This is a genomic window from Amycolatopsis sp. Hca4, assembly GCF_013364075.1.
Classification (GTDB): Bacteria; Actinomycetota; Actinomycetes; order Mycobacteriales; family Pseudonocardiaceae; genus Amycolatopsis.
In genome coordinates this window covers 2670549-2691347 of record NZ_CP054925.1, presented here as the reverse complement: position 1 = coordinate 2691347, position 20799 = coordinate 2670549, and the positions used below count along the sequence as shown (strand labels likewise).

Sequence of the window (20799 nt, the reverse complement as noted above, 5' to 3'; positions counted from 1 at the left end):
CGGCTCCCCCTTCAGGTGACCCCGACAAGCTAGGCCACTCCGTCCGGGTTGTCCTCCGGGTTTATCCCTGGTTCGCCGACAGCGTGACGGCGAACTCCGGCGGCGTCCGCAGCGACTGGAACACGACGCAGTAGCGCTCGGTCAGCTTCTTCAGCGTGGCCAGCTGCTCTTCCGAGGCGTCGGTGTCGAGGTCGAACGACAGCCGGATGGCGCGGAAGCCCACCGGTGCGTCCTTCGCGACGGCGAGCGTGCCGCGGAAGTCGAGGTCGCCTTCGGCCCGCACGCGCCCGCCGCGGACCTCGAGGCCCAGCGACGTCGCCACGGCCCGCAGCGTCACGCCCGCGCAGGCGACGAGCGCTTCGAGCAGCATGTCGCCCGAACAGGCGAGGGTGCCGTCGCCGCCGGTCGCCGGGTGCAGGCCGGCTTCGACGACCGCGCGGCCGGTCTCGACCTTGCAGGAGATGCCGAGGCCGTCCAGCTCGGCGCCGGCGTGCAGGGTGACGAGCGCGCTCTGCGGGTCCTCGCGGTACTTGTCCTTCAGCGGTGCCTGGGTCGCGCGCAGCTCTTCGGTGTCCATGCGCCGATTCTGCTCCGGAAAACGCAGAAGCGGGGAGACCGGTTTCCCGGCCTCCCCGCTTACTGCGTCAGCTTCAGCTCAGGGTCACGGCCACGTCGTCGATGACGAACGAGGTCTGCAGCGAGCTGTCTTCGGTGCCGGTGAACTTCAGCGCCAGGGTGCTGCCGGCGGCCGACGAGACGTCGATCGTCCGGAGGGTGTACCCGGAGGCCTTGTTCAGGTTGGAGTAGCTGCCCAGCGTCGCGCTGCCGTTGGTGACGGTCAGCTTGTCGTAGGCGGTGGTGGTGGTCGTTTCCGCGGTGTCGATGTGCAGGTAGAACGTCAGGCTGGCGTGGCAGCCGGCCGGGATGCTCACCGACTGGGCGACCGACTCGGTGTGCGTCGAGCCGTAGCCGTCGAGCCAGGCCGAGTAGGTGCCGCCGTGCGCGGCTTCACCCGACGAGCCCCACTGGCCGATGGCGCCGGTGGTGCCGGTCCAGCTGCCGCTGCCCGACTCGAAGCCGCCGTTGACGATCTTCTGGCCGGAGCAGCCGCCGGTGGTGCCGACGGTCCAGGAGAACGACGCCGTGCCGGAGTGGCTGGCGCTGTCGGTCGCCGTCACCGTGACGTTCGAGGTGCCCGCGGTGGTCGCGGTGCCCGAGATCGTGCCGGTGGAGGCGTTGATGGACAGGCCGGCCGGCAGGCCGGAGGCCGACCAGGTGTACGGCGCGGTGCCACCGGAGGCCGACAGCGGCAGGTTCACCGAAGCGCCGGTCGTGGTCGACTGGTTGCCCGGGTTGGACACGGTGACGGTGCCGGTCGCCGAGCAGGTCGGGTCGGCCGACTGCGCCGGCACGCTGATCGCGTCCCACGCCGCCTTGACGGTGTTGAACTCGGTGCAGCTGCCCGGGAACAGGTTCTTCGCCGCGGTCAGCGTCCAGGTGCGGTACTTCAGGTACGAGCTGCTGGAGGTCTTGAGCAGCATCGCGTTGTAGAAGATCTTCAGCGCGGTCTGCACGCCGAGCCCGGTGACCGTGGAGCTGTTGCACGTGGTGCTGGTCGGCTGCCCGTTGGTCGGGTTGGTGCCTTCGGCCAGCAGGTAGAACCAGTGGTTGCCGGGACCGGCGGCCGCGTGCACCTCACCGTTGGGAACGCTGCTGTCGTAGCAGTTCTTGTCGCCGAGCGCCGAGGGGTTGTACATGTTGCGGATCGGGCCGGAGCCGACCAGGTTGACCTGCTCGCCGACGAGGAAGTCCGGCACGTCGTAGGGCGACGGCTCGTTCGCGAACCACTCGGTGGAGGCGCCGAAGACGTCCGCGACGAACTCCTGGGTGCCCGCACCCGAGATGCCGCCCGGGGTGTGGTCGTCGATGCCGTGGCCGTGCTCGTGCGCGACGACGTCGATCGAGCCGATCCAGCCGCCGGCGGTGTTCTTGCCGATCTGGACCTGGGTGCCGTCGTAGTAGGCGTTCTGGTCGTTCAGGCCGACGCGGATCGGCCAGCCGCCGCCGTTGCCGTCGAAGCTGTTGCGGCCCAGCCACTGCGAGAGCATCTTGTTCTCGGTCTGGGCGGCGAACAGCGCGTCGACGCAACCGGTTTCGCGGTTGCTGGCGGTGCCGTTGCCCCAGAGGTCGTCCGGGCCGGAGAACGTGGTGTTGTTCGCCGCGTCCTGGCAGGACGTGTTGGTGATCGTCGGGTCCTTCAGCGAGTACGTGCTGCCCGAGTGCGTGGTGTCGAGGTGCACCGGGTTCGGGCCGTTCCACGCGCTGGTGCCGTCACCGTTGAGGACGTGCTCCTGGGTCTTGAGCACCTTGCCGGTGGCGGCGTCGACGATGACGTCGAGCCGGCTCGGGCCCTCGGCGTCCCGGCCGACGACGGTGCTCTTCCAGGCCAGCGTCGGCGTGCCGAGCGCGTAGACGACCTGCTGCGCGGGGCTGACGCTGTCCACCGTGGTGAGCTGCTGCCGCGCGGTCGTCTCCGCCGCCGCCTTCGAGACCTTCGCCGTGGTGGAGGCGAGGTTGATCGTCTGGTCCTGCGCGACGGAGGTGCCGAGCACCTGGCCCGTCGAGTCGGTCGCCACCACGAAGTCGCCGCCCACCACGGGCAGGCCCTTGTAGCTGCGCTCGTAGGGGATGTACTTCAGCCCGTTGGTCGAGGAAATCGCCTGCTGGGCCTGGAAAACATCGTCCGCGCTGGCGTGCAGGGCGGCGGGCCGGCTCGCGACGAGACCGGCGGCCGCCGAGACGGCCAGTGTCTGGGCGTCCGGGAGGGCGTTCGGGGTGACGGGCTGGGCCGAGGCGGTGGTGGTCGTGCACATCGCGGCGATGAGGGCGCCGCTCGCGGCCAAGACGAATGGACGTCTCAGGTGCATCGAAGGATCTCCTCCGGGCAGGGCGAACCGGCCCGGGGTCGAGCCGGGCCGAGAACGGGGACGACGGGGAAAAATGGTGCGGCTTAGCGGAAATCAGCATCCGGGGTAAAGGAGCTGTGAACAAGCGACGAACGTACGGTCTTATCGGAAAGTAGCAATACATCCCAAAAAGGACATTCGACACCATTGGGATCCGGTCCGCGGTCTGTCCATTGAGGACTTGGAGGGGATCACCGCCGTTCGGCGCATCTTGACTGCGTCCGGGACGACGAAGGGCCCCTTCGCCGGTGGTCGGCGAAGGGGCCCTTCGGAGGTGCTGGTGTCAGGCGGTCTTCTCACGCTTCGGGAGCTTCCAGCCCGGGCGCACGAAGTGGCACGTGTACCCGTTCGGGATGCGCTGCAGGTAGTCCTGGTGCTCCGGCTCGGCCTCCCAGAAGTCACCCACCGGGCTGACCTCGGTGACGACCTTGCCCGGCCACAGCCCGGACGCGTCCACGTCGGCGATCGTGTCCTCGGCGACCCGCTTCTGCTCGTCGTTCTCGAAGAAGATCGCCGAGCGGTAGCTCAGGCCGATGTCGTTGCCCTGGCGGTTCTTCGTCGTCGGGTCGTGCACCTGGAAGAAGAACTCGAGCAGGTCACGGAACGTGGTCTGCGCGGGGTCGTAGATCACCTCGATGGCCTCGGCGTGCGTGCCGTGGTTGCGGTAGGTCGCGTTCGGGACGTCGCCGCCGCTGTAACCGACCCGGGTCGAGATCACCCCGGGCTGACGGCGGAACAGCTCCTGCATGCCCCAGAAGCAGCCGCCGGCCAGGACGGCCCTTTCGGTTGACGTGGTCACGGCGTCACTCCTTCTTCTCGTGCGGTGCTACCGGCTGTTACAACTGCCGGGCGCCTCCGATGATTCCACGCGGGTATTACGGAAGCCTGACGAGCGTGCGACCATGGGTGAGGGACGGGGTCGGCTCCCGGGAGGCGCGATGCGCGACGACGACATCGCCTTGGAACGTTCCGGCGGCGTGCTGGTCGTCGAGATGCGCGGTGAGCCGGGGATCACGACGGTGGTGCGCTGGGCGACGGTGCTCGAGACCGCGCTGTGCGAGCTGCCGTCTCCCCGGTTCCTGGTCGTCGACCTCGGTCTGCTGGGGTTCCTGTCGGCCCGCGCGGTCCGCGGCCTGCTGAACGTGTTCGAGGTGTGCCGGGCGCGCGGCATCGCGGGCTGCCTGATCGTGTCGCCCGGCAGCGACGTCGAACGGGTGGTCCGGCTCACCGGGCTGGCCGGCCGGGTCCCGGTGTTCCCGCACCGCGTGCTCGCGATCGCCCGGTACCAGCCGGCCGAGATGCGTTGGCTGCTCTGCTGAGAGCGTTCGCGCGTGGGGTCTCGTGCGCCCGGCCGGGGAGTGCGGCCCGCGGCTGTTCGCCGCAGGCTCGGCGAGGGCGAGGGCGAGCGCGATGACCTCGCTCGTGCACGCGTACGCCTGTCCACCCCCGACGGCCACCAGATCGCCCCGGATGCGGTCTGTTGCGTCGGCCGCGGCTCCTGCGGCGGCGGGACCAGGCGCGAGATGCCGTCGTCCGCGAGGACCGTGGCCGCGACGCGGCGAGCCCTCAGCCGAGCCCGTAGGTCTGCGGGTAGTCCACGGTGCAGACGAGGGCGTCCCGGCGGGCGCGGCCGCCGGCCGGGGCGATCAGCGGGCTGGCCGTGTGCAGGAAGCGGGCGTCCTCGAACACGATGAGCTGCCCCGGCTCCAGCCGCTGGGTGTGGACCACGGTGTCCGGCGCGTCGGGGTTGAACAGCGTCGTCTCGGCGCCGGTGCCCTCGCGGTCCACGACGTAGACGAAGACGAACTCCTCGCCGTCGGCGTGCGGGCGGGTCACGACGTTGGTGAACGTCCGGAAGATGTTGACCCCGAACGTCCCCCGCGACCGGCGGCGGCCCTCCGGGATCAGGCCGAGCGCGGCGCGGATCCAGCCGGCGAACAGCGGGTCGTGCGCCACCGGCGTGCGGGCGTACTCGCGCCGCTCCGGGCGGCCGCCGCGGTCCTCGATGGCGATCTCGGGGTGCTCGGCCAGCACCGGCGTCTCGCCCTGCCACGCGTACTCCACGACGTCCCTGGCGCGTTCCCGGTCGGCGGGGATGTCACCGGGGTAGCAGCGGAGGACGTCCGGGGTGAAGTACGTGCGCAGGAGGTGCTCGCGCAGCCGCGCGCCGGGCAGCCCCAGCTCGTCGTCGGAGACGACGAGGTAGCCGTCGGTGTCGAGCCGCTTCCGGTGCAGCCGGAGGTTTTCGGGAACGGGAAGATCGAAAGCCATGCGTGGGGTCCCAACGTGAAAAGGGCGGGGATCAGCCGAACTGCGCGGTCTGGATTTCGCGGATGAGGGCGCGGCTTTCGTCTGGCTCGAGCGAGGCGGCCACCAGCGCGTCGTGGTAGCCGCGGTAGTACTCGACCGTCTTGGCGGTCTCGATGTGCCGGAACCCGGCGTGGGTTTCGATGTGCACGATGTCGCGGTCGAGCTCGTCCTCGAACTCGAAGTAGGCGTACATGCAGCTCATCGAGAACAGCGGGGGATGGGCGAAGGGGAAGACGCGCAGTTCGATGTTCGGCGCGGTCGACCGCTCGACCAGGTGGTCCAGCTGGGCGTGCATGATCTCGCGGGAACCGACGAACTGCCGCAGGGCCGATTCGTGCGTCACCGCGACCAGCCGCAGCGGCTCCATGTCCTCGCGCTCGGCGAGGACGTGCTTGCGGTGCTCGCGCAGCTCGACGAGCTGGTCGACCTCCTCGGCCGACCACCACGGCTCGTGCGTCGAATACTGGGCCCTGGCGTAGTCGGGGGTCTGCAGGAGCACCGGCAGCAGCGGGATCGTGTAGATCCGGGCCACCGTCGCTTCGGACTCGTACGCGAGGTGGGCGTCGAGGCCGGGGGTCGCGGTGGTCTGGGAGTAGTCGGTCCACCAGCCCTGCCGCCCGGACGCCTTCACCCAGCGCATCAGCCGCTCGGCCAGCTGCGTGTTCTCGATGCCGTAGAAGCGGATCAGGTCGCGGACGTCCCTGGCCTGCGGGCTGCCCTGCGCGTTCTCGAGCCGGGACAGCTTCGACGTCGAGATCAGCAGCGCCTCGGCGACCTCTTCGAGGGTGCGGCCGGACTCGTCACGCAGGCTCCGGAGCGTGTCCGCGATCCGGCGACGCGGGACGATCGGGCCTTGCGTGGGGGACATGGAGCCTTCGTTCTCGCCGTGGGCCGTCTGTGATGGGACTCCGTCGGTGGGTTTCCCATTGCGCCGCGACCATACTCCATCCGGCGGTTGAAGGGGGTAAGCCACCCCCTGGACGCGCCGAACGGCGGATTTTTGCTGGTCGGGCGCGTGCTGCGCCGAACGGGTGTTCCATCATGGGATTCCTCCGTGGGAATTGCAAAGCAAGCCATCCCGGAGTGACACTTGCAGGAGAAGGCCGGAGCCCGGCCGGGACCCGAGAACTGTGAGGAAGCACCAGGACCGAACGAGAGGGGACCGGACCGCTCCGGCGGACGGCACCGAGGGGAAGGAACCGCCATGTTCGTCGTGCTGAGACCGGGTGTGCTCGTCCGGGTGCTGGCCGCCACCGCCGTCGCGGCCGTCCTGCTCTTCCTGCTGCTCGGCGGTCTCGCTTCGGGACCGTCCGGCTCGTCCGGCAGCTCGCCCGCGAATCCGGCGGGCGGGGGCGGCGACCTGCTCGCGCGCACCGCGCCGACGCCGTACGTCGTGGCCGGGACGGGCAAGAACGGCCTCAACGTCCGCTCGTGCGCGGCCGCGACGTGCCGCCGGGTCGGCTGGGTCGCGGAGGGCGGCACGTTCGAGGCGGAGTGCTGGACGCACGGAACACCGGCATCCGGGGACGACCGGTGGCTGCGCGGCACCACGGCGGGGCGGACCGGCTACGCGGCGGCGCACTTCCTGCGGGGCAACGGGGCGCCGGAGTGCGGGACGGACCCCGCGCGCCGGACCTGACGGGTCACTCGCCGCGCATCGAGCGGCGGATCTCGGCCAGCCTGTCCTTCGCCGCCTGGTCGCGGTCGGCGATCTTCTTGTCGAGGGCCTCGGCGGTGTTTTCGGTGCCGAGGCCGGCGACGTCGACCGAGCCGAGGGACGTGGTGTACCGGTTCTCGATCTTGTCGCGGACGAAGTCGAAGCTGGGCACCCCGCCCTCGCTGTAGTCCGCCTCCGGCAGCGGCGGTGCCGGGATCGCCAGCGCCTCGGTGGGGGTCTCGTCGACGATCTCGCCCTCGACCACGTTCTGGTCGCCGTCCGGTGTGCTCATCTCCCGACTTTAGCGCCGGTGTGGGCAGTCCTGCCGCAGCCAGTGGGTAATTCGGCCGTGGGCCGGGCCGTCCCGGTGGGGAATTCTCGGGCTCGCACAGCCGGTGTCCGGAGGGAGCAGACCATGAGTGCCGGGGCCTACCGCGCCGAAACGGCGGAGATGGGGGCGGTCGTCAGGGCGGTCGAGGACGTCGGGTCGTCCTTCCTGTCGGCCACCCGCGACCTGGAAGGCCTGGTGCTGGACGCGTTGTCGTTCGCCGGCATCGGCAGCGGCGTCGCGGCAGCCAACACGGCGCTGCACTCCACGCTGGGCAGCGCGCTGCAGAAGCTGCTGAGCCTGCTGGTCAACGTCAACCAGAACGTCCAGAAGGCCGCGGACGGCTACCGCGCGGCCGACTCCGACGTCGCCCAGGCCTACGGCGGCGGCGGTGGGCAGGGTGGTGGTGCGGCCGCGGCCGCGGCGCCGCCGCAGCTGGACCCCCGGGTCGTGGACTCGATCATGCGGTCCGAAGGCGCGACGGGCGAGCAGGGCGGCGTGCCCGAGGCGTACGGCTTCCGGCAGAACATGCACAACGGCTACGACCGGATCATCGCCGCGCGGGAGCAGTACGGCATCGGCAGCGCCGAAGAGCGCGCGGTCGTCGCCGACCTGATGACCGCGAACGCGCGCACGGCGGGCGCGCTCAACTTCACCGACCCCGGCACCCAGGCCGCGATCATGTCCGGCGCGCACATGCGCGGCGCCGGCGGTGTCCGCGCCATCCTCAACCACATGGCGGGCGAGGACATCGTGCGCAGCTCGCGCACGCTGAGCGACGCGGCCGTCCAGCACGTCCAGGGGCTGACGCCGGAGCAGTTCCAGCAGGAGTTCCGCGACGCCCGCGTCGAGTACGACCGCCAGATCTACGGCGACACGACCACCCGGCAGGGTGGTCACACCTACAACTGGTGGGACCGGTACGGCACCGGCCTGACCCGCCGGTACGACCGGGAGCAGGCCGAGTTCCTGGGGCTTTCGCAGCCGCAGAACTGATTTCCGCGCCTCGCGGGGTTTTCCGGGTTCTCCGGTTCGAAGATCGCCCGGATGGGCACTCTCCCCGTGTAGCCGAACGACAACGGGAGGCGCACGATGAACCGGAGGATGATCGCACTTCTGGGCGGGGTCGCCGCAATGGCGGGGACCGTGGCGTTCGCGGGAACGGCCGAAGCGGCGTCGACGCCGTGCAGTGCCGAAGCGAAGGCCTGCGTCCAGCGCAGTTCGAATACGGCGTGGCTGACCGACGGCGCCGGGAACGTCACCTACGGCGGCGTCCCGATCACCGTGGGGCTGCCGAAGTACCCGACGCCGGTGGGGAAGTTCCACGTGCAGTACAGGGACATCGACCACTACAGCAAGCAGTACAACGGGCCGATGCCGTACTCGGTGTTCTTCACCACCACCGGAGTCGCGTTCCACCAGGGCAGCCTCAAGGTTAAGTCCCACGGGTGCGTGCACCTTTCGCGCGCGGCCGCGGTGAAGTTCTACACCTCGCTGAACCCGGGTGACGTCGTCGAGGTCGTCCCCTGATCCGTCCGCTGTGGACGGTCGAGCAGAGCGCCGGTGACGGCGCCGAACACCAGGTGGTCCAGGATCTGCGGCCCGCGCGGCAAGTCCCGCACAGCGGGGTACGCGCGGGCCGCGATCCCGAGGTCGAGCACGGCGATGACGAGCCCGGCGGCGGCACCGCTGCGGAGGCCGAGCCGGTGGCGGCGGGCCGCCGCGGCGAGAACGCCGGTCCACGCGGCGGAGACCAGGACGTGCGCGAGCAGCCCCGCGGCGACGCCGGGCCGGCGCTGTCGGCCGGGCAGCAGGGTGCCGGCGGCCCGGGTGGCGGCGAGGACGTCACGGCCGGTGAGGAGGGCGTGCACGGTCGACGGGACCCCGCTCACCACGGCGGCGACGGCACCGGCGGCTGCTGCTTTCAGCACGCGGCCAGGTACGCCGCCACGCGGATGCGCAGGCCGCGGATGCGGGGGAGCGCGATGGTGAACGCGCGTGCCGGCCGATAGCCGGGCCACGGGTCGCTGTGGCTGCACGGGCCGGTGAAGTACACGAAACCGTCTTCGTCGTCGTAACGGCCCGGCGACCAGACGGCCGCTTCGCCGGTGTGGCGATCGCGGGCGATCCAGTAGGCCTCGTGCTTCATGACGCGGCGCAGCTGCGCGGCGAACCCCGCCAACTCGGCCTCAGGGAGGCCGAGGCCGCGTCCGCTCCACACCCGCGGCGCTCGTTCGAACGTGCGCCCGGGACAGCCGAAGGTGACCGCGACCGCGGTGTACTGCCGGGTCCAGCGCGAAATTTTCGGGGCCTGTGCGGCGAAATCGGGTCCGCCGGTGAGTTCCAGCGTCATGGGGGAACGATAGTCGATCAAGCGGGATTGGGTACCGCCGCGCGGGTGTCGATCACCGTCACCTGGCGCAGACAGTATCCCGCTCGCCGCCGTGAGGGGGTGACTGCGCCGGTTGATTCGCCTGGTGGCCAGGGCCTGCGAAACGCGGCCGAGTTGTCAGATCACTGATAATCCGGCCGGATGACCTTCCTCCCCCGGGGTGGTGTCGCCCAACGGCGCGGCTCTGACCTGGACTTTACCGTCCGTTAGCCTGTTCGGTCGATTGCCAGGAAGTCGATCACGGTGTCGAATAATCGCCGACAAGGATTAATCGCCGTGAGGAGCTGGCTGTGCACTGGGGGACCGCGCTCGACGACGGAGGGGCGGCGGGCCTCGTCCGTCCGTACTTCCGGACCCACGGCCGGACCCGGCCCACGCGTGACCTGCCGGTCGAGACACTGGTCTCGACCACCGCGCGCGGGCGGGCCATCACGCGCAACAGCACGGCGGAAGAGACGGAGATCTGCGTGCTGTGCCGCACTTCGCAGTCGGTCGCCGAGGTGGCCGCGCGGCGGCGGCTGCCGCTGGGGGTGGCGCGCGTGCTGCTCTCCGACCTCGCCGACCGCGGCCTCGTCGCCGTGCACACCGCGGAGCGCAGCAACGGCAACCGGCCGAGCATGGACCTGATGAAGCGCATCCTGCACGGCCTCAGCCGGCTGTGAACCCCCGGACCAGCCGGGCGAACTCCGCCGGCTGGTCGAGCGGCAGCAGCGTGTAGCTGTCGGCCACTTCGACGAGACTTCCCTCGGGCAGCAGGGCGGCCAGCCGCCGGCCGTGCTCGAGCGGCATCACGCGGTCCTCGGTGGCCCAGACGACCAGGGCCGGCCGGTCGAAGCCCGGCAGCCGCTCGGCCGCCTCCTGGAGAACGCCCGGTGTGGCGGCGGCCGCCCGCAGGACGCGGACCGTGTCACGGCGGACGCCGGCCAGGCTCAGCAGCGGCCGGATCCAGCGGGCGGTGGCCGCGTCGCCGCGCTTGGTCAGCCACCCGAACGCGATCGGGAGCCGGCGCACCGCGCGCAGCCGCATCTGCTGCATGAACACCCCGAACAGGCGGGGCGAGAGCTTGCCGGTCAGGAACAGCGTCTTGCCGGTGAGGCCGGGCGGGAAGTTGTCGAACGCGTCGCACGACGCGAGCACGACCCGGGCGACCCGCGGGGCGTCCTCCGCCATGAGCAGCTGCACCAGCGCGCCGCCGGTGTCGACGCCGACCAGGGTGACTTCCCGCAGGTCGAGCCGCTCCAGGAACTCCGTGAGCAGGCGCGCGACGCCCGGCAGTGACAGGTCGGCGTCGGCCCGCACCGGCTGCCGGTGCGCGCCGAGCGGCAACGTCGGGACGACGCAGCGCAGGCCGCCGAGATCGGCGACCGGGCCGTCCCACAGCGAGCCGTCCATCAGCAAGCCGTGGACGAAGACGACGACGGGCCCCGCCCCGCCCGAATCGGTGTACTCGACGGTGCCCGCGGACAGCTCGACCTGCATTCCGGCCTCCCCGGAGAAGTTCCCTCGAGCAGAAGTGAACCACGTGGTTCGCAAACTGTCGAGGATCAGGGGGCGGCTTCCTCCCGTTCGACCGCCCGCAGCAGGGCCGCGACCCCGGCCTCCGCGCCGCCGCCGTCCGGGCTGGTGAGCAGGTCCACGAGGAAGCCGCGCAGCGTCGCGAGGATCATCTCCGCGACCTCGAGCTTGCGCCGCTCCGGCCAGTGCGGCGGGCAGAACGACACCAGTGTCGGCAGGTACTGCTGGGACGCGCCCCGGCCCAGCGCGGCGTACCGGCCCGGGTCGTACATCGCCAGGCCCATCGCCTGGTCGAGGACGCGCCGCAGCTGCGTCTCCTCGTCGCGGAGGCTCACCCAGGCGGCCCGGACGCGGCCGGTGAGCGTCGGCGCCTCCGCGGCCACCGCCGTCAGCGCGTTGCCGATCCGGCGCTCGCGCAGCGCGAAAACCACCTGGCGCAGCAGGTCTTCGGCGCCTTCGAAGTGGTAGAGCAGCACCTTGTGGGTGGTCCCGGCCGCCCGTGCGGCGCGCCGCAGGGAGAAGTCGACGAGCCCGTTCTCGGCGACGTCGTCGGTGATCTTCGCGAGCAGCTCCCGGCGCCGGGCCTCGCCGCGGGGCGACCCGGCCGACCGCCGGTAGCCGGGCCGCGCCGGTTCGTCGGTAGCGTTGTCCACGACGGACAGCTTGGCACGATGGGGGACGGCGATGCGGGTACTGGTGACCGGGGGCAACGCGGGGATCGGGTACTTCGCCGCCGAACAGCTGGCTTCGGCGGGCGCGGAGGTGGTGATCGGCAGCCGCGACCCGGCCAAGGCGGAGGCCGCGACCGCGTCGATCCGCTCGCGGGTTTCCGGGGCGAACGTGGCGCACGTCCGGCTGGACCTGGCCGACCTCGGTTCGCCGGAGCCGGACGTGGGCGCGCTGGACGCGGTCCTGTGCAACGCCGGTGTCGCGCTCGACGCGCCGCCGCGGCGGGAAACGCCGGACGGGCACGAGCTGATGTTCGGGACCAACCACCTCGGCCACTTCGCGCTGATCGCCCGGCTGCTGCCGGTGCTGACGCCGGAAGCGCGGATCGTCACCACCGGCAGCTTCGCGGCGAAGTCGGCTCACCTCGACTTCGCCGACCTCCAGAGTGCGCGTGACTACCAGCCGAAACGGGCCTACGAACGGTCCAAACTGGCCCAGATGCTGTTCGCGCTCGAACTCGACCGGCGCCTGCGGGCGGCGGGCTCGGGAATGCTCAGCGTGCTCGCCCACCCCGGCGGCGCGCTCGACTCGCTGACGCCGTCACGGCCGCCGGTGCACACCCGCACGACCGGAGCGTGGCTGCGCGGGCTGCCGGCCCGGTTCGTGCTGCACGGCAAGGACGCCGGAGCGCGGCCCGCGGTGCGCGCGGTGCTCGGACCGGACGTCGAGGGCGGGCAGCTGTGGGGCCCGCGCGTGTTCGGGCTGCGCGGCCGGCCGCGGCTCGAACGCCGGTGGGCGAACCTGACCGACGACGCGGCCGCGGCCCGGCTGTGGACGGAGAGCGTGGCGCTGACCGGGCTGGACCCGCTCGGCTAGGAGTCGTCGTCCCCGCCGGTGACGTTGCCGATGCTGGCGGGCACACCCTTGATCATGTCGACGACGGTCTTGCCGGCCAGGCCCGACTTGCCGAACCACGGGTCGGTCATGACCTTGATCGCCGCCTCGAACTTCTCCGCGCCTTCCTTGCCGAAGAGCTTGCCGAGCTCGTGCACGGAGAAGTTGCTGATCTTGTCGAACTTTTGCATGATCTCGGGCGTCACACCGTCCATTTGGGACAGTTTGGTCTTGATGACGTCGGTCATCTGGTCGGTGAACGGCTTGTGCGGCTTGGGGTCCGGAGTGGACTGAGTGGTGTCCGGCTTCGGCTCCGGGGTGGTGTCCGGCTTGGGCTCGGGGGTGGTGTCGGGCTTCGGCTCGGGTTTCGGTTCCGGGGTGGCCGACGACGGCGCGGGCTCCGGCTTCGGTTCGGGCTTGGGCTCGGGGGTGGTGTCCGGTTTGGGCTCGGGCTTCGGCTCCGGGACCGCCGAGGAGGGTGTGGTCTCGGGCTTGGGGTCCGGCTTCGGCTCGGGCTTGGGTTCCGGGGTGGTGTCGGGCTTGGGGTCCGGCTTGGGTTCCGGGGCGGCCGAGGAGGACGAGGGTGCGGGCTCCGGTTTCGGTTCGGGCTTGGGCTCGGGGGTGGTGTCCGGCTTGGGCTCGGGCTTCGGCTCCGGAGTGGCCGAGGAAGGCTTGGGTTCCGGCGTCGGGTCCGGCTTGGGCTCGGGCTTCGGCTCCGGGGCGGCCGAGGAAGGCTTGGGTTCCGGCGTCGGGTCGGGCTTGGGGGCCGGGGTGGGGTCCGGCTTCGGGGTGGGCGTCGGGGTCAGGCTGCTCGCCGGGGGCTTGGCCGCCACCAGGTCGTCGCCCGCCTTGCCCATCTTCGTCAGCGCCTGCAGCAGGTCGCCCAGCTTCTTCGCCAGCTGGGCCAGCTTGGCGCCGATCTTGCCCAGTGCCGTCGCCACCGTGCCGATCGTCGTGCCGATGAAGATCGCGATCGAGGCGCCGAACGTCACCGGGGCGAGCGCCGCCGCGATCAGGGCGCCCTTGATGATCGTCGCCAGGAGCATCGCGATCAGGTCGCGGAGGATGCCGCGGAACGCGCCGACGATGCCGCCGGCGATCTTCATGTTCTTGCCGGCCTGGTCGAGGTAGCTGCCGAGGGAGCCGAGCTGCTCGGTGACCGCGTCCATGTCCTTCTTGAACTGGTCCGCGGCCTGCCCGCTCCACTCCTCCAGCAGCTTGTCGAGCGCCCGCTGGTGGTCGGCCGACCACTGCTCCAGCTTCTTCTTCTCCGCCGTGAGCGCCTCGCTGGCCGCCGCGATGCCGATCGGGTCACCCATCAGGATGTCCAGCGGCCACCGCAGGATCGTGATGTGCTCGATGAGCCAGCCGATCCCGGCGGTCAGCAGGCTGCCGATCGGGTCCAGCACGAGACCGATGGTCTCCAGCGCCATGCCCGCCGAGCCGATGCCGATGGCGACCTTGTCGTTCTCCTTGACGGCCTTGTCCAGGCCGATCGCCGCCTCGAAGAAGCCCGCGCCCGCCGAAGCGTTGTCGCTGTTGAACAGTTCCGAACCGTGGAGGCTGACGTCCTTGCTGCGGTAGTCGTCGGCCACTATCCGAACCTCACGATCGAGTTCTTGGCGTCTTCTTCACCCGACTGGTAGCGCTTCGCCGCCTCGGTGACCTTGTCGGCCAGCTCGCCGACGGTCTTGGCGTACTCCCCGAACTGGTGGTGCGCCTTGTCGGTCCAGGTGCTCGCGCCGGCCGCCATCAGCTGGCACGCCGGGTTGATGCCGAACATGCCGGGGTCGCACACCATGCCGCCGACCAGGTCCGCGGTGCTCTGGAGGTTCTTCTGGAGCTCGTCCAGGTGCTTGCCGAACGTGGTCAGCGGCTCGGCGGAGACCCGGAAACCGCCGCCGGTCACCAGGGGTTCGATTCGTCGTCGGTGCGGTCATCGGCCACCGGACGCCGCCGGGGCGCCGCCGGCGGCGGCGGGGGCGGTGGCGGAGTGGGCTCCGGGCTTTCCGGGGCCGCGAAGTCGTCGTCCGGTGGCGGGTCCGGGGGGAGGAACGAGCGGACCATCGCCGTCGACTCGGTGTCGCCGTTGATCGTGGCGAAGGAGTCCGCGACCGCGCGGGCCGTCTGGCGCTGGGCGTCGCGGACGGCTTCCATGATGGCCTTGGTCAGCCTCGCCGGGCCCAGTTCGCAGGCCCGGTGGCCCAGTTCCAGGTTGGTGAGGGCGCCGTTCGGGGCGAGGGTCACCGTGACCGAGCCGTCGCGGGTCCGGACGGTCGCTCCGGCCGTCGACAGGGCTTCGTTGAGAGCCGCCGCCTTGGACTGCATCTCCCGGACCTGCCGCTCCAGGAGGAGCTGGAAGTCTTCGCCTGGGCTCAGGTTCGGTTGCACTTGATCGACCTCCCGAAGCGCCGGCGCGGCGGCCGGGGTTCATGATCGGCCAGGTTAGCGTATACCGGACATTCATCTGGTTTCTGCCGGAGGTATGCCTGGTCTTTCCCTCGATCTTGCCCTTGTGCGCTTCGTCTTCCGTACTTCGCCTAGGCGCTGGACCCCCTGCTTCTCGGTTTCCCTTCATCCCGATGCCCGATTGTGACTACGGCCGGCGGCACCGCGTCAAGGCGGGAAAGATGCCTTGACCCGGTGCCGCCGGCCGTGTTGGGGCTTCGGATCGGGATGCAGGGTGGGGTTTGGCTGTCGGTTCGTTGGAGGCTTCGGCCGCCGGGGTGGTGGGTGGGATTCGGCCGCGAGTTCGCGCGTGGGGTTCGGCCGCCGGGGTGGTGGGTGGGGTTTGGCCGCCGGGTTGGTGGGTTGGTTCGGCCGCCGGGGTGGTGGGTGGGGATCGGCCGCCGGTTCGTGGGTGGCTTTGGCTAGTCCACCGTGGATGCTTCGCGTGCTGCCCGGGCCGCCCTCTCCACCTCGGCGTGGCGGGACCTCCAGAACTCCGGCGTCCGGTGGCCCTCCGATGCCGAGGTGCCGTCCAGGCTCTCGCGGAGGATGTCCGCGTGGCCTGCGTGGCGGTTCGTCTCGGTCAGTACGTGGACCAGGACGTTGAACAGCATCACGTTCGGGCGGGGCCACCACGGTACGTGGCCCGGTGCGTCCACGGGCAGCGCCGCGATCGTCGCGTCCGCGTGTGCCCAGGCCCGGCGGTAGCCTGCGATGATCTCCGCTCGGGTTTCGTTCTCCGTTGCCCACATGTCCCGGCCGCGGACCTCGAGGTCGTCCCAGCGGGGGAGCGGCTCCGGGTACGGGCGGCCGAAGACGTCGCCGAAGTACCTCGCCTCGGTCAAGGTCAGGTGCTTGACCAGGCCCAGCAGGTTCGTCCCGCTCGCCGTGAGTGGACGGCGGATGTCGTACTCGGCCGGCCCGTCGAGCTTCCCGACCAGTTCTTCGCGGACCTCGCGCAGGTCGCCGTGCAGGTACTCCTTCGCGAATTCGTCGATCATCACCCCACCCTGCCAGCTCAGCCCAGCGGCACGCCACGGACCGCCACCGGCCCGCGGGTCGGGTCGAGCTCCGGTTGCTGGTCCACTCCGGACGGTGTCAGGACGTCGAACGCCTTGGGTGCCGTTGCCGGGTCCGCGGCGCAGATCGGGGACGTTCCGCCCGCCGGGCAGAGGCCGAAGGTGTACTGGCCCGCCGTCGGGGTGAACGGGCGGGCCTGGTCGGGGGAATTGCCGTCCTGGCCGGTCAGGACCACCGCGAACGTCCAGCCCGGTCCCGGCGTGCCGAACGCCGCCTTCGCCACGCTGACCGTGATGTACCGCGTGGCCTGCGACGCCTGCACCGACGGCGTGGCCAGCGAAGCCCCCGAAGCGTCGACCAGCGCCGGGTCGGCGAAGCCCTGGACCTCGATGCGCCTGCTCCACGCGTCCTGCGGGGCGATCGTGTACGCCCGGGTCGGGAAGGGCGCCGCCGTCGACGTCGTCGTCGCGGCCGGGTCGTGGGCGTAGATCGTCAGGAGCTGGGCTCCCAGCGGTGAGCCGAACGTCGGGGTCAGGTCGCGGACCTGGGCGCGGAACACGAGGTTGGTGCCCGCGTCGATGACCTGGAACCGCTGCAGGTCGAACGCTCCCGCGTGGAAGTCGCCCGCCGTCGGGTACGTGTACGTCCCCGGGCCGTTGTCGTCGCCGTCCGGGTCCGTGGTGTCCAGGAGCACCGTTCCGGTCACGAAGTCCGAGCTGATCGTCTTCTGCGCGTAGCCCGTCCCGGCGCCCGTTGCGGTCGCCGTGACGACGTTCGCGCCCAAGGGGGTCGGTACCGTCGCGGTGAACGTGCCCGCCGCCGAAGCGCGGGTCGAAAGCACCGTCGTCGTGCCCGCGTCCGTTGCCGAAACCGCGAGGTCGACACGGCTGCCGGCGGGTGCCGTGCCGGTGACCTCGGCGGTCGCGGTGGAGACCGAGGCGGGCGCGTCGAGGGTCACCGGCAGGGCCGCGGGCGGTGCGTGCGTGACGTACCGGGCGCGGACCTCGGCGGGCTGCTCGGGCAGCCGGCCGTCGTCGAGGGCCCTGGCCAGCCGGACCGACTGGGACTGCGCCCAGCTCAGCGGGGCCACCGAGCCGACCGACTGGCCCGGGGTGAAGCCGATCGACGCCGTTCGCGGGTCCGAGCCGTACGGTGCCGCGGGCAGCGCCGGGTTCTCCCAGACCTGCTCGGGGATCAGGCCGGTCCCGTTCGTCTGGGCCCGCATCGCGCCCAGCAGGGCCGCCGCGCCCGCCCGGTCGCCGGTCTGGACGGCCTGCTCGCCGCGCTCGCCGGCCAGGACCGGCCACAGGTGGCCCGACCCGGTGTTCGTCGACGGCCAGGGTGCACCCGTGGGCCCGCAGTTCGTCGGGTCCGGCTCGTAGCAGTCGCCGTAGCCGTCCTCGCTGCCCGGCGCCGACGTCCCGTAGCGGTACCAGCCCGGCCCGGCCGGGGTGTCCCGCTTGATCACGCGGTCCACCACGGCGAGGGACGCGATGACGTCCGGGTCGTTCGCGGGCAGCACGCCAAGGCGCGTCAGCTCGAGGAAGCCGGCGTCGACGACCGCGCGCTGGTCGGCGTCGACCGAGCCGTTGCCCAGGTTGTAGAACCACTCCGAGTTCGGGTCGCCGTTCTTCGTCAGCCGCAGGAAGTACCGGCCGCCGTACGGGCCGTTTTGCGTCACCGTCCAGCCCTTGATGCTGCGCTGGAAGTGGTCGGCGGTGGCGCGGTAGACGTTCGCGCGCGCGGGGTCGCCGTTGCGCTCGGCGATCACGCCCGCCGCGACCAGCCCGGCGATCTCCGCGGCGATCGTCGAGGGGGAGTAGCCGCCCTGTTCCTCCCAGCGCTCCGAGCCGAACGCCGGTCCGTGCGCGACGACGAAGTCCGCGGCCGCGCGGATGTGGCCGGTGTAGAGCGTGCGGTCGCGGTCGAGGCCGGCCTGCAGCGCCATCAGGATCGGGTACGCGCTCTCGTCGAGCTGGTCACCGCCGGAGTCGGGCGCCTTCTTGCCGTTGAGCATCGAGTTGCGCGGGAACCGGGCGTCCGGCTGCTGCTGCCGGCCGAACAGCCACCGGACGCTCGCCCGGGCCGTCTCGCGGTCGCCGGCCGCCAACAGCCCGGAGAAGCTTTCGTAGAGGTCGCGGGCGAAGATCTCCCGGTAGGAGCCGAAGTAGACCGGCTTGCCGCCGGGTGCGTCGCCGGCGGACACCGCCTGGCCCCAGGGGCTGCCGAGCGACGCGACCACCGCGCCCGGGAAAGTCTTGTCCTCACTGGCCTTCAGCACGTTGACCGACTGGTAGTAGGAGTCGGAGTCCTTGCCCCGCACGGGGATCAGCCCGTTGTCGTAGTCGCGCCACTCCCGCGCGTACCGGCGGTAGCTCGCCTCGAACGGCGTGCGCAGGCTCGCACCGGCCGTCGCGACGGCGGCCCTGGCGTCCGCGCCGAAGCCGAGCGCGAGCACGGCCGGGCGGCGCGGCTGCAGGTCCAGCTGCGCGGTCTGCACGACGTTGCCGTTCGCCGCCGACGTGGTCCGGTCGGTCAGCCGGTGGTCGCGGTCGAGCTGGGCGAGCCCGTCGCCGCTGGTGCCGGCGAACCCGCTGGACGTGCCGAGGAACCGCCGGTCGGCGCGCAGCGCGGCGGCCAGCGGGGTGCCGTAGTCGCGGGCCGGCGCGCTGGACACCGCGTTCGTGTCGGCGCTGACCAGCGCGGACGTCGCCGCGTCGACGGTGGCCGTGTCCCCGCCGCCGTTCGCCGGACCGCCCCCGCCGTTGCCGTTGATGCTCGCGTCGAACCGCACGTACACCTGGAGGTCACGGCCGGAGTCCCGCAGCGGCTCCAGCCGGGTGCGGATGAGCACACCGGTGCGCGCGGGGTCGGCCAGGTACTCGGTGACGAGCCGGTACCTGCCGCTGCGCGGGGTCGACGTCACCTCGCAGGCCATCCCGCCCGCGCTGGTGCGGACGGTGTAGGTCATGTCCCGCGACTGCAGGTCGGTGAACGTGCGGCCGTCGGTGACGGCGAACTGCAGCGTTTCGACGTTCGTGTTGTCGATCACCGGCGCGTAGACGTCGGACAGCACGCCGTTCGCCACGGTGAACCAGGCCTTGCTCTCGGTGTTCCGCGCGGTGCCCAGGCAGTCCTTGCGGGCCAGGCCGAAGTGGGAGACGGCACCCGGCGCCGCCGTGGTGGCCGCGGTTGCGCTGGGGGCGGGCAGGAGCGTCGCGGCCAGCACCGCGCACAGCACCACGGACGACGTCGACCGAATCATCCGCCCATCCGATCACGGCGGACCGGGACGCACCAGGGCCGAATGGTGCCCGCAGGGCATTACCGGTGATTGAGAATCCGAACCCGTGGGTAGCAAACCTGATGTCCCCCGAGGAGGTGAACGTGGAAGAGCTGGGATCGGACGGATGGCGGTACCGCGGCACGGTTTCGCCACGGACCCTGCCGAGCCTGCGCCGGCACCTGGTGTCGTGGTTGCGCCGGCGGGCCGGTGACGAGGTCGGGCGGGAGGCCGACGACGTCGTGCTGGCCTGCTGGGAAGCGATGGCCAACGTGCTCGACCACGCCTACCACGGGCGGCCGGGGCTGATCGACGTCCGCGCCCGCATCGACCAGGACGTGCTGATCATCACCGTCGCCGACCAGGGCCGCTGGGCCACGCTGGCCGAGCGCGCGGACGGCGGCCGCGGGCTGCGCCTGATCCAGGCCCTCGTCGACGGCCTCGACCTGCGGACCACCGACGGCGGCACGGTCATCACGCTCACCTGGCCGTTCCCGGCCCGGCGCACCGCCTGAGGTTCAGAGGGACTCCGAAGAGGACAGTTCTTCGACGAACCGGGTGGCGATGTCCCGGAGCTTCACGTTGGTCCGCTGCGACTCCGTGACCAGCCGCTTCATCGCGTCGTCGGCGCTGATCCGGTGCACGGCCATCAGGATGCCCTTGGCCTGCTCGATCACCGCCCGCGACCGCATCGCCGCTTCGAGTTCGACCGCGCGCTGGCGGGCCCGGTGGTAGCGCCGGGTCGTGCGCAACCCGAACGAGACGACCGTGGTGTAGAGCTGCAGCAGCCGCGAGTCGGTCTCCGCGAACCCGTGGTCGCCGTAGCCGAACAGGTTGAGCGCTCCGGACAGGTGTTCGTCGACGCGCAGGGGCGCGGCGAGGTAGCTGCCGACGCCGAGGTCCACCGCCCGTGCGGTGAACTCCGGCCACGTCGCGCCCGCCGTGGCCAGCGGCACCCGGACGATTTCGCCGGTCTCGGCGGCCTCCAGGCAGGGACCGGCGCCGGCCGCGTACTGGGCGCGGTCGATCTCGACCGCGCGCTCGTCCGTGGCGGCCGCGGTCGTCGGCTCGCCGTCGCGGATCGCGGTGATGCTCGCCATGTCGGCGCCGGGGATGGCGCGGACCGCCTCGGCGCAGACGGCGTCGAGGATCTCCGCTTCGGCTGGTTCGGTTTCCAGGGCGCCCGTGAGGTCCGCCATCGCGGCGGTCAGCTCGTCGAGGTGCTCGGGCAGGATCGGCTCACCGGTCACTGGCGTCATCTCCGTCCCGGACGGCTGCGGTTCGCGCCGAACCGCTGCTGCTTCAACGGAACGGCAG

General features: G+C 71.4%; 23 protein-coding genes. 7 read left to right on the top strand and 16 right to left on the bottom strand.

Going from position 1 to position 20799, the window contains the following annotated elements:
- Positions 1–61: 61 nt before the first annotated feature.
- The 3 genes from HUT10_RS11575 to msrA all read right to left on the bottom strand — a co-directional run bounded on the left by HUT10_RS11575 (position 62) and on the right by msrA (position 3765).
- A complete protein-coding gene (locus tag HUT10_RS11575) occupies positions 62–577 on the bottom strand; it encodes an OsmC family protein (protein ID WP_176171196.1) in 516 nt (171 codons plus the stop codon).
- Positions 578–650: 73 nt separating this feature from the next.
- Positions 651–2927, bottom strand: a complete 2277-nt coding sequence (locus HUT10_RS11570) for a M4 family metallopeptidase (RefSeq protein WP_176171195.1) — start codon at positions 2925–2927, stop codon at positions 651–653.
- A 322-nt stretch (positions 2928–3249) separates the two neighbouring features.
- Positions 3250–3765, bottom strand: a complete 516-nt coding sequence (msrA, locus tag HUT10_RS11565; protein ID WP_043775135.1) for a peptide-methionine (S)-S-oxide reductase MsrA — start codon at positions 3763–3765, stop codon at positions 3250–3252.
- A gap of 139 nt (positions 3766–3904) precedes the next feature.
- On the opposite strand from msrA, the gene HUT10_RS11560 reads away from it, so the two are divergent.
- Complete coding sequence (locus tag HUT10_RS11560; RefSeq protein WP_176171194.1) at positions 3905–4285, top strand: STAS domain-containing protein; 381 nt, start codon at positions 3905–3907, stop codon at positions 4283–4285.
- Between the two features lie 247 nt (positions 4286–4532).
- On the opposite strand, the gene HUT10_RS11555 is transcribed toward HUT10_RS11560, so the two are convergent.
- A complete protein-coding gene (locus HUT10_RS11555) occupies positions 4533–5237 on the bottom strand; it encodes a 2OG-Fe dioxygenase family protein (protein ID WP_176171193.1) in 705 nt (234 codons plus the stop codon).
- A gap of 31 nt (positions 5238–5268) precedes the next feature.
- On the bottom strand, positions 5269–6144 hold the full coding sequence (locus tag HUT10_RS11550; protein WP_176171192.1) for a helix-turn-helix transcriptional regulator: 876 nt from the start codon (positions 6142–6144) through the stop codon (positions 5269–5271).
- Positions 6145–6480: 336 nt separating this feature from the next.
- On the opposite strand from HUT10_RS11550, the gene HUT10_RS11545 reads away from it, so the two are divergent.
- Positions 6481–6915 (top strand): hypothetical protein, encoded by a 435-nt coding sequence (locus HUT10_RS11545; protein ID WP_176171191.1) that lies wholly within the window; start codon positions 6481–6483, stop codon positions 6913–6915.
- Positions 6916–6919: 4 nt separating this feature from the next.
- On the opposite strand, the gene HUT10_RS11540 is transcribed toward HUT10_RS11545, so the two are convergent.
- Complete coding sequence (locus tag HUT10_RS11540; RefSeq protein ID WP_176171190.1) at positions 6920–7225, bottom strand: hypothetical protein; 306 nt, start codon at positions 7223–7225, stop codon at positions 6920–6922.
- A gap of 123 nt (positions 7226–7348) precedes the next feature.
- Here HUT10_RS11540 and HUT10_RS11535 point away from each other — a divergent pair, with 123 nt between their 5' ends.
- Both HUT10_RS11535 and HUT10_RS11530 read left to right on the top strand, forming a co-directional pair.
- Positions 7349–8257 carry a hypothetical protein gene (locus HUT10_RS11535; RefSeq protein ID WP_176171189.1) on the top strand — a complete coding sequence of 303 codons (909 nt, stop codon included), beginning with the start codon at positions 7349–7351 and terminating at the stop codon, positions 8255–8257.
- A gap of 96 nt (positions 8258–8353) precedes the next feature.
- Complete coding sequence (locus tag HUT10_RS11530; RefSeq protein ID WP_176171188.1) at positions 8354–8791, top strand: L,D-transpeptidase; 438 nt, start codon at positions 8354–8356, stop codon at positions 8789–8791.
- Here the strand turns inward: HUT10_RS11530 and HUT10_RS11525 are convergent.
- Together HUT10_RS11525 and HUT10_RS11520 are read right to left on the bottom strand one after the other, a co-directional pair.
- Positions 8746–9192 carry a hypothetical protein gene (locus HUT10_RS11525; RefSeq protein ID WP_254896830.1) on the bottom strand — a complete coding sequence of 149 codons (447 nt, stop codon included), beginning with the start codon at positions 9190–9192 and terminating at the stop codon, positions 8746–8748. The genes HUT10_RS11530 and HUT10_RS11525 overlap by 46 nt on opposite strands.
- Complete coding sequence (locus tag HUT10_RS11520) at positions 9186–9614, bottom strand: hypothetical protein (protein ID WP_176171187.1); 429 nt, start codon at positions 9612–9614, stop codon at positions 9186–9188. The genes HUT10_RS11525 and HUT10_RS11520 overlap by 7 nt, the downstream gene beginning before the upstream one ends.
- Positions 9615–9943: 329 nt before the next feature.
- Here HUT10_RS11520 and HUT10_RS11515 point away from each other — a divergent pair, with 329 nt between their 5' ends.
- Complete coding sequence (locus HUT10_RS11515; protein ID WP_176171186.1) at positions 9944–10315, top strand: DUF742 domain-containing protein; 372 nt, start codon at positions 9944–9946, stop codon at positions 10313–10315.
- Here HUT10_RS11515 and HUT10_RS11510 read toward each other — a convergent pair.
- Entirely contained in the window at positions 10302–11132 is an 831-nt protein-coding gene (locus HUT10_RS11510; protein WP_176171185.1) for an alpha/beta fold hydrolase, read from the bottom strand. The two genes, HUT10_RS11515 and HUT10_RS11510, sit on opposite strands and share 14 nt — an antisense overlap.
- A gap of 65 nt (positions 11133–11197) precedes the next feature.
- Positions 11198–11821, bottom strand: a complete 624-nt coding sequence (locus HUT10_RS11505) for a TetR/AcrR family transcriptional regulator (RefSeq protein WP_176171184.1) — start codon at positions 11819–11821, stop codon at positions 11198–11200.
- Between the two features lie 31 nt (positions 11822–11852).
- Between HUT10_RS11505 and HUT10_RS11500 the strand changes: the two genes are divergently transcribed.
- Complete coding sequence (locus tag HUT10_RS11500) at positions 11853–12713, top strand: SDR family NAD(P)-dependent oxidoreductase (RefSeq protein WP_176171183.1); 861 nt, start codon at positions 11853–11855, stop codon at positions 12711–12713.
- On the opposite strand, the gene HUT10_RS49965 is transcribed toward HUT10_RS11500, so the two are convergent.
- The 5 genes from HUT10_RS49965 to HUT10_RS11475 all read right to left on the bottom strand — a co-directional run bounded on the left by HUT10_RS49965 (position 12710) and on the right by HUT10_RS11475 (position 19464).
- Positions 12710–14326 carry a WXG100 family type VII secretion target gene (locus tag HUT10_RS49965; RefSeq protein ID WP_217709590.1) on the bottom strand — a complete coding sequence of 539 codons (1617 nt, stop codon included), beginning with the start codon at positions 14324–14326 and terminating at the stop codon, positions 12710–12712. The genes HUT10_RS11500 and HUT10_RS49965 overlap by 4 nt on opposite strands.
- Entirely contained in the window at positions 14326–14640 is a 315-nt protein-coding gene (locus HUT10_RS11490) for a hypothetical protein (RefSeq protein WP_176171182.1), read from the bottom strand. The genes HUT10_RS49965 and HUT10_RS11490 overlap by 1 nt, the downstream gene beginning before the upstream one ends.
- Positions 14637–15122 carry a YbaB/EbfC family nucleoid-associated protein gene (locus HUT10_RS11485; protein WP_176171181.1) on the bottom strand — a complete coding sequence of 162 codons (486 nt, stop codon included), beginning with the start codon at positions 15120–15122 and terminating at the stop codon, positions 14637–14639. The genes HUT10_RS11490 and HUT10_RS11485 overlap by 4 nt, the downstream gene beginning before the upstream one ends.
- A gap of 479 nt (positions 15123–15601) precedes the next feature.
- Positions 15602–16180 carry a DinB family protein gene (locus HUT10_RS11480; RefSeq protein WP_176171180.1) on the bottom strand — a complete coding sequence of 193 codons (579 nt, stop codon included), beginning with the start codon at positions 16178–16180 and terminating at the stop codon, positions 15602–15604.
- Between the two features lie 17 nt (positions 16181–16197).
- Positions 16198–19464 carry a glucodextranase DOMON-like domain-containing protein gene (locus HUT10_RS11475; RefSeq protein ID WP_176171179.1) on the bottom strand — a complete coding sequence of 1089 codons (3267 nt, stop codon included), beginning with the start codon at positions 19462–19464 and terminating at the stop codon, positions 16198–16200.
- A gap of 122 nt (positions 19465–19586) precedes the next feature.
- On the opposite strand from HUT10_RS11475, the gene HUT10_RS11470 reads away from it, so the two are divergent.
- Positions 19587–19997 (top strand): ATP-binding protein, encoded by a 411-nt coding sequence (locus HUT10_RS11470; RefSeq protein WP_176171178.1) that lies wholly within the window; start codon positions 19587–19589, stop codon positions 19995–19997.
- Between the two features lie 3 nt (positions 19998–20000).
- Here the strand turns inward: HUT10_RS11470 and HUT10_RS11465 are convergent, their stop codons facing one another.
- Entirely contained in the window at positions 20001–20732 is a 732-nt protein-coding gene (locus HUT10_RS11465) for a GAF and ANTAR domain-containing protein (RefSeq protein ID WP_176177779.1), read from the bottom strand.
- Positions 20733–20799: the final 67 nt, after the last annotated feature.

Coding starts and splice junctions, on each gene's coding strand:
- HUT10_RS11575 (WP_176171196.1), bottom strand. CDS start 577: ATGGACACCGAAGAGCTGCGCGCGACCCAGGCACCGCTGAAGGACAAG.
- HUT10_RS11570 (WP_176171195.1), bottom strand. CDS start 2,927: ATGCACCTGAGACGTCCATTCGTCTTGGCCGCGAGCGGCGCCCTCATC.
- HUT10_RS11560 (WP_176171194.1), top strand. CDS start 3,905: ATGCGCGACGACGACATCGCCTTGGAACGTTCCGGCGGCGTGCTGGTC.
- HUT10_RS11555 (WP_176171193.1), bottom strand. CDS start 5,237: ATGGCTTTCGATCTTCCCGTTCCCGAAAACCTCCGGCTGCACCGGAAG.
- HUT10_RS11550 (WP_176171192.1), bottom strand. CDS start 6,144: ATGTCCCCCACGCAAGGCCCGATCGTCCCGCGTCGCCGGATCGCGGAC.
- HUT10_RS11545 (WP_176171191.1), top strand. CDS start 6,481: ATGTTCGTCGTGCTGAGACCGGGTGTGCTCGTCCGGGTGCTGGCCGCC.
- HUT10_RS11540 (WP_176171190.1), bottom strand. CDS start 7,225: ATGAGCACACCGGACGGCGACCAGAACGTGGTCGAGGGCGAGATCGTC.
- HUT10_RS11535 (WP_176171189.1), top strand. CDS start 7,349: ATGAGTGCCGGGGCCTACCGCGCCGAAACGGCGGAGATGGGGGCGGTC.
- HUT10_RS11530 (WP_176171188.1), top strand. CDS start 8,354: ATGAACCGGAGGATGATCGCACTTCTGGGCGGGGTCGCCGCAATGGCG.
- HUT10_RS11520 (WP_176171187.1), bottom strand. CDS start 9,614: ATGACGCTGGAACTCACCGGCGGACCCGATTTCGCCGCACAGGCCCCG.
- HUT10_RS11510 (WP_176171185.1), bottom strand. CDS start 11,132: ATGCAGGTCGAGCTGTCCGCGGGCACCGTCGAGTACACCGATTCGGGC.
- HUT10_RS11500 (WP_176171183.1), top strand. CDS start 11,853: ATGCGGGTACTGGTGACCGGGGGCAACGCGGGGATCGGGTACTTCGCC.
- HUT10_RS11480 (WP_176171180.1), bottom strand. CDS start 16,180: ATGATCGACGAATTCGCGAAGGAGTACCTGCACGGCGACCTGCGCGAG.
- HUT10_RS11475 (WP_176171179.1), bottom strand. CDS start 19,464: ATGATTCGGTCGACGTCGTCCGTGGTGCTGTGCGCGGTGCTGGCCGCG.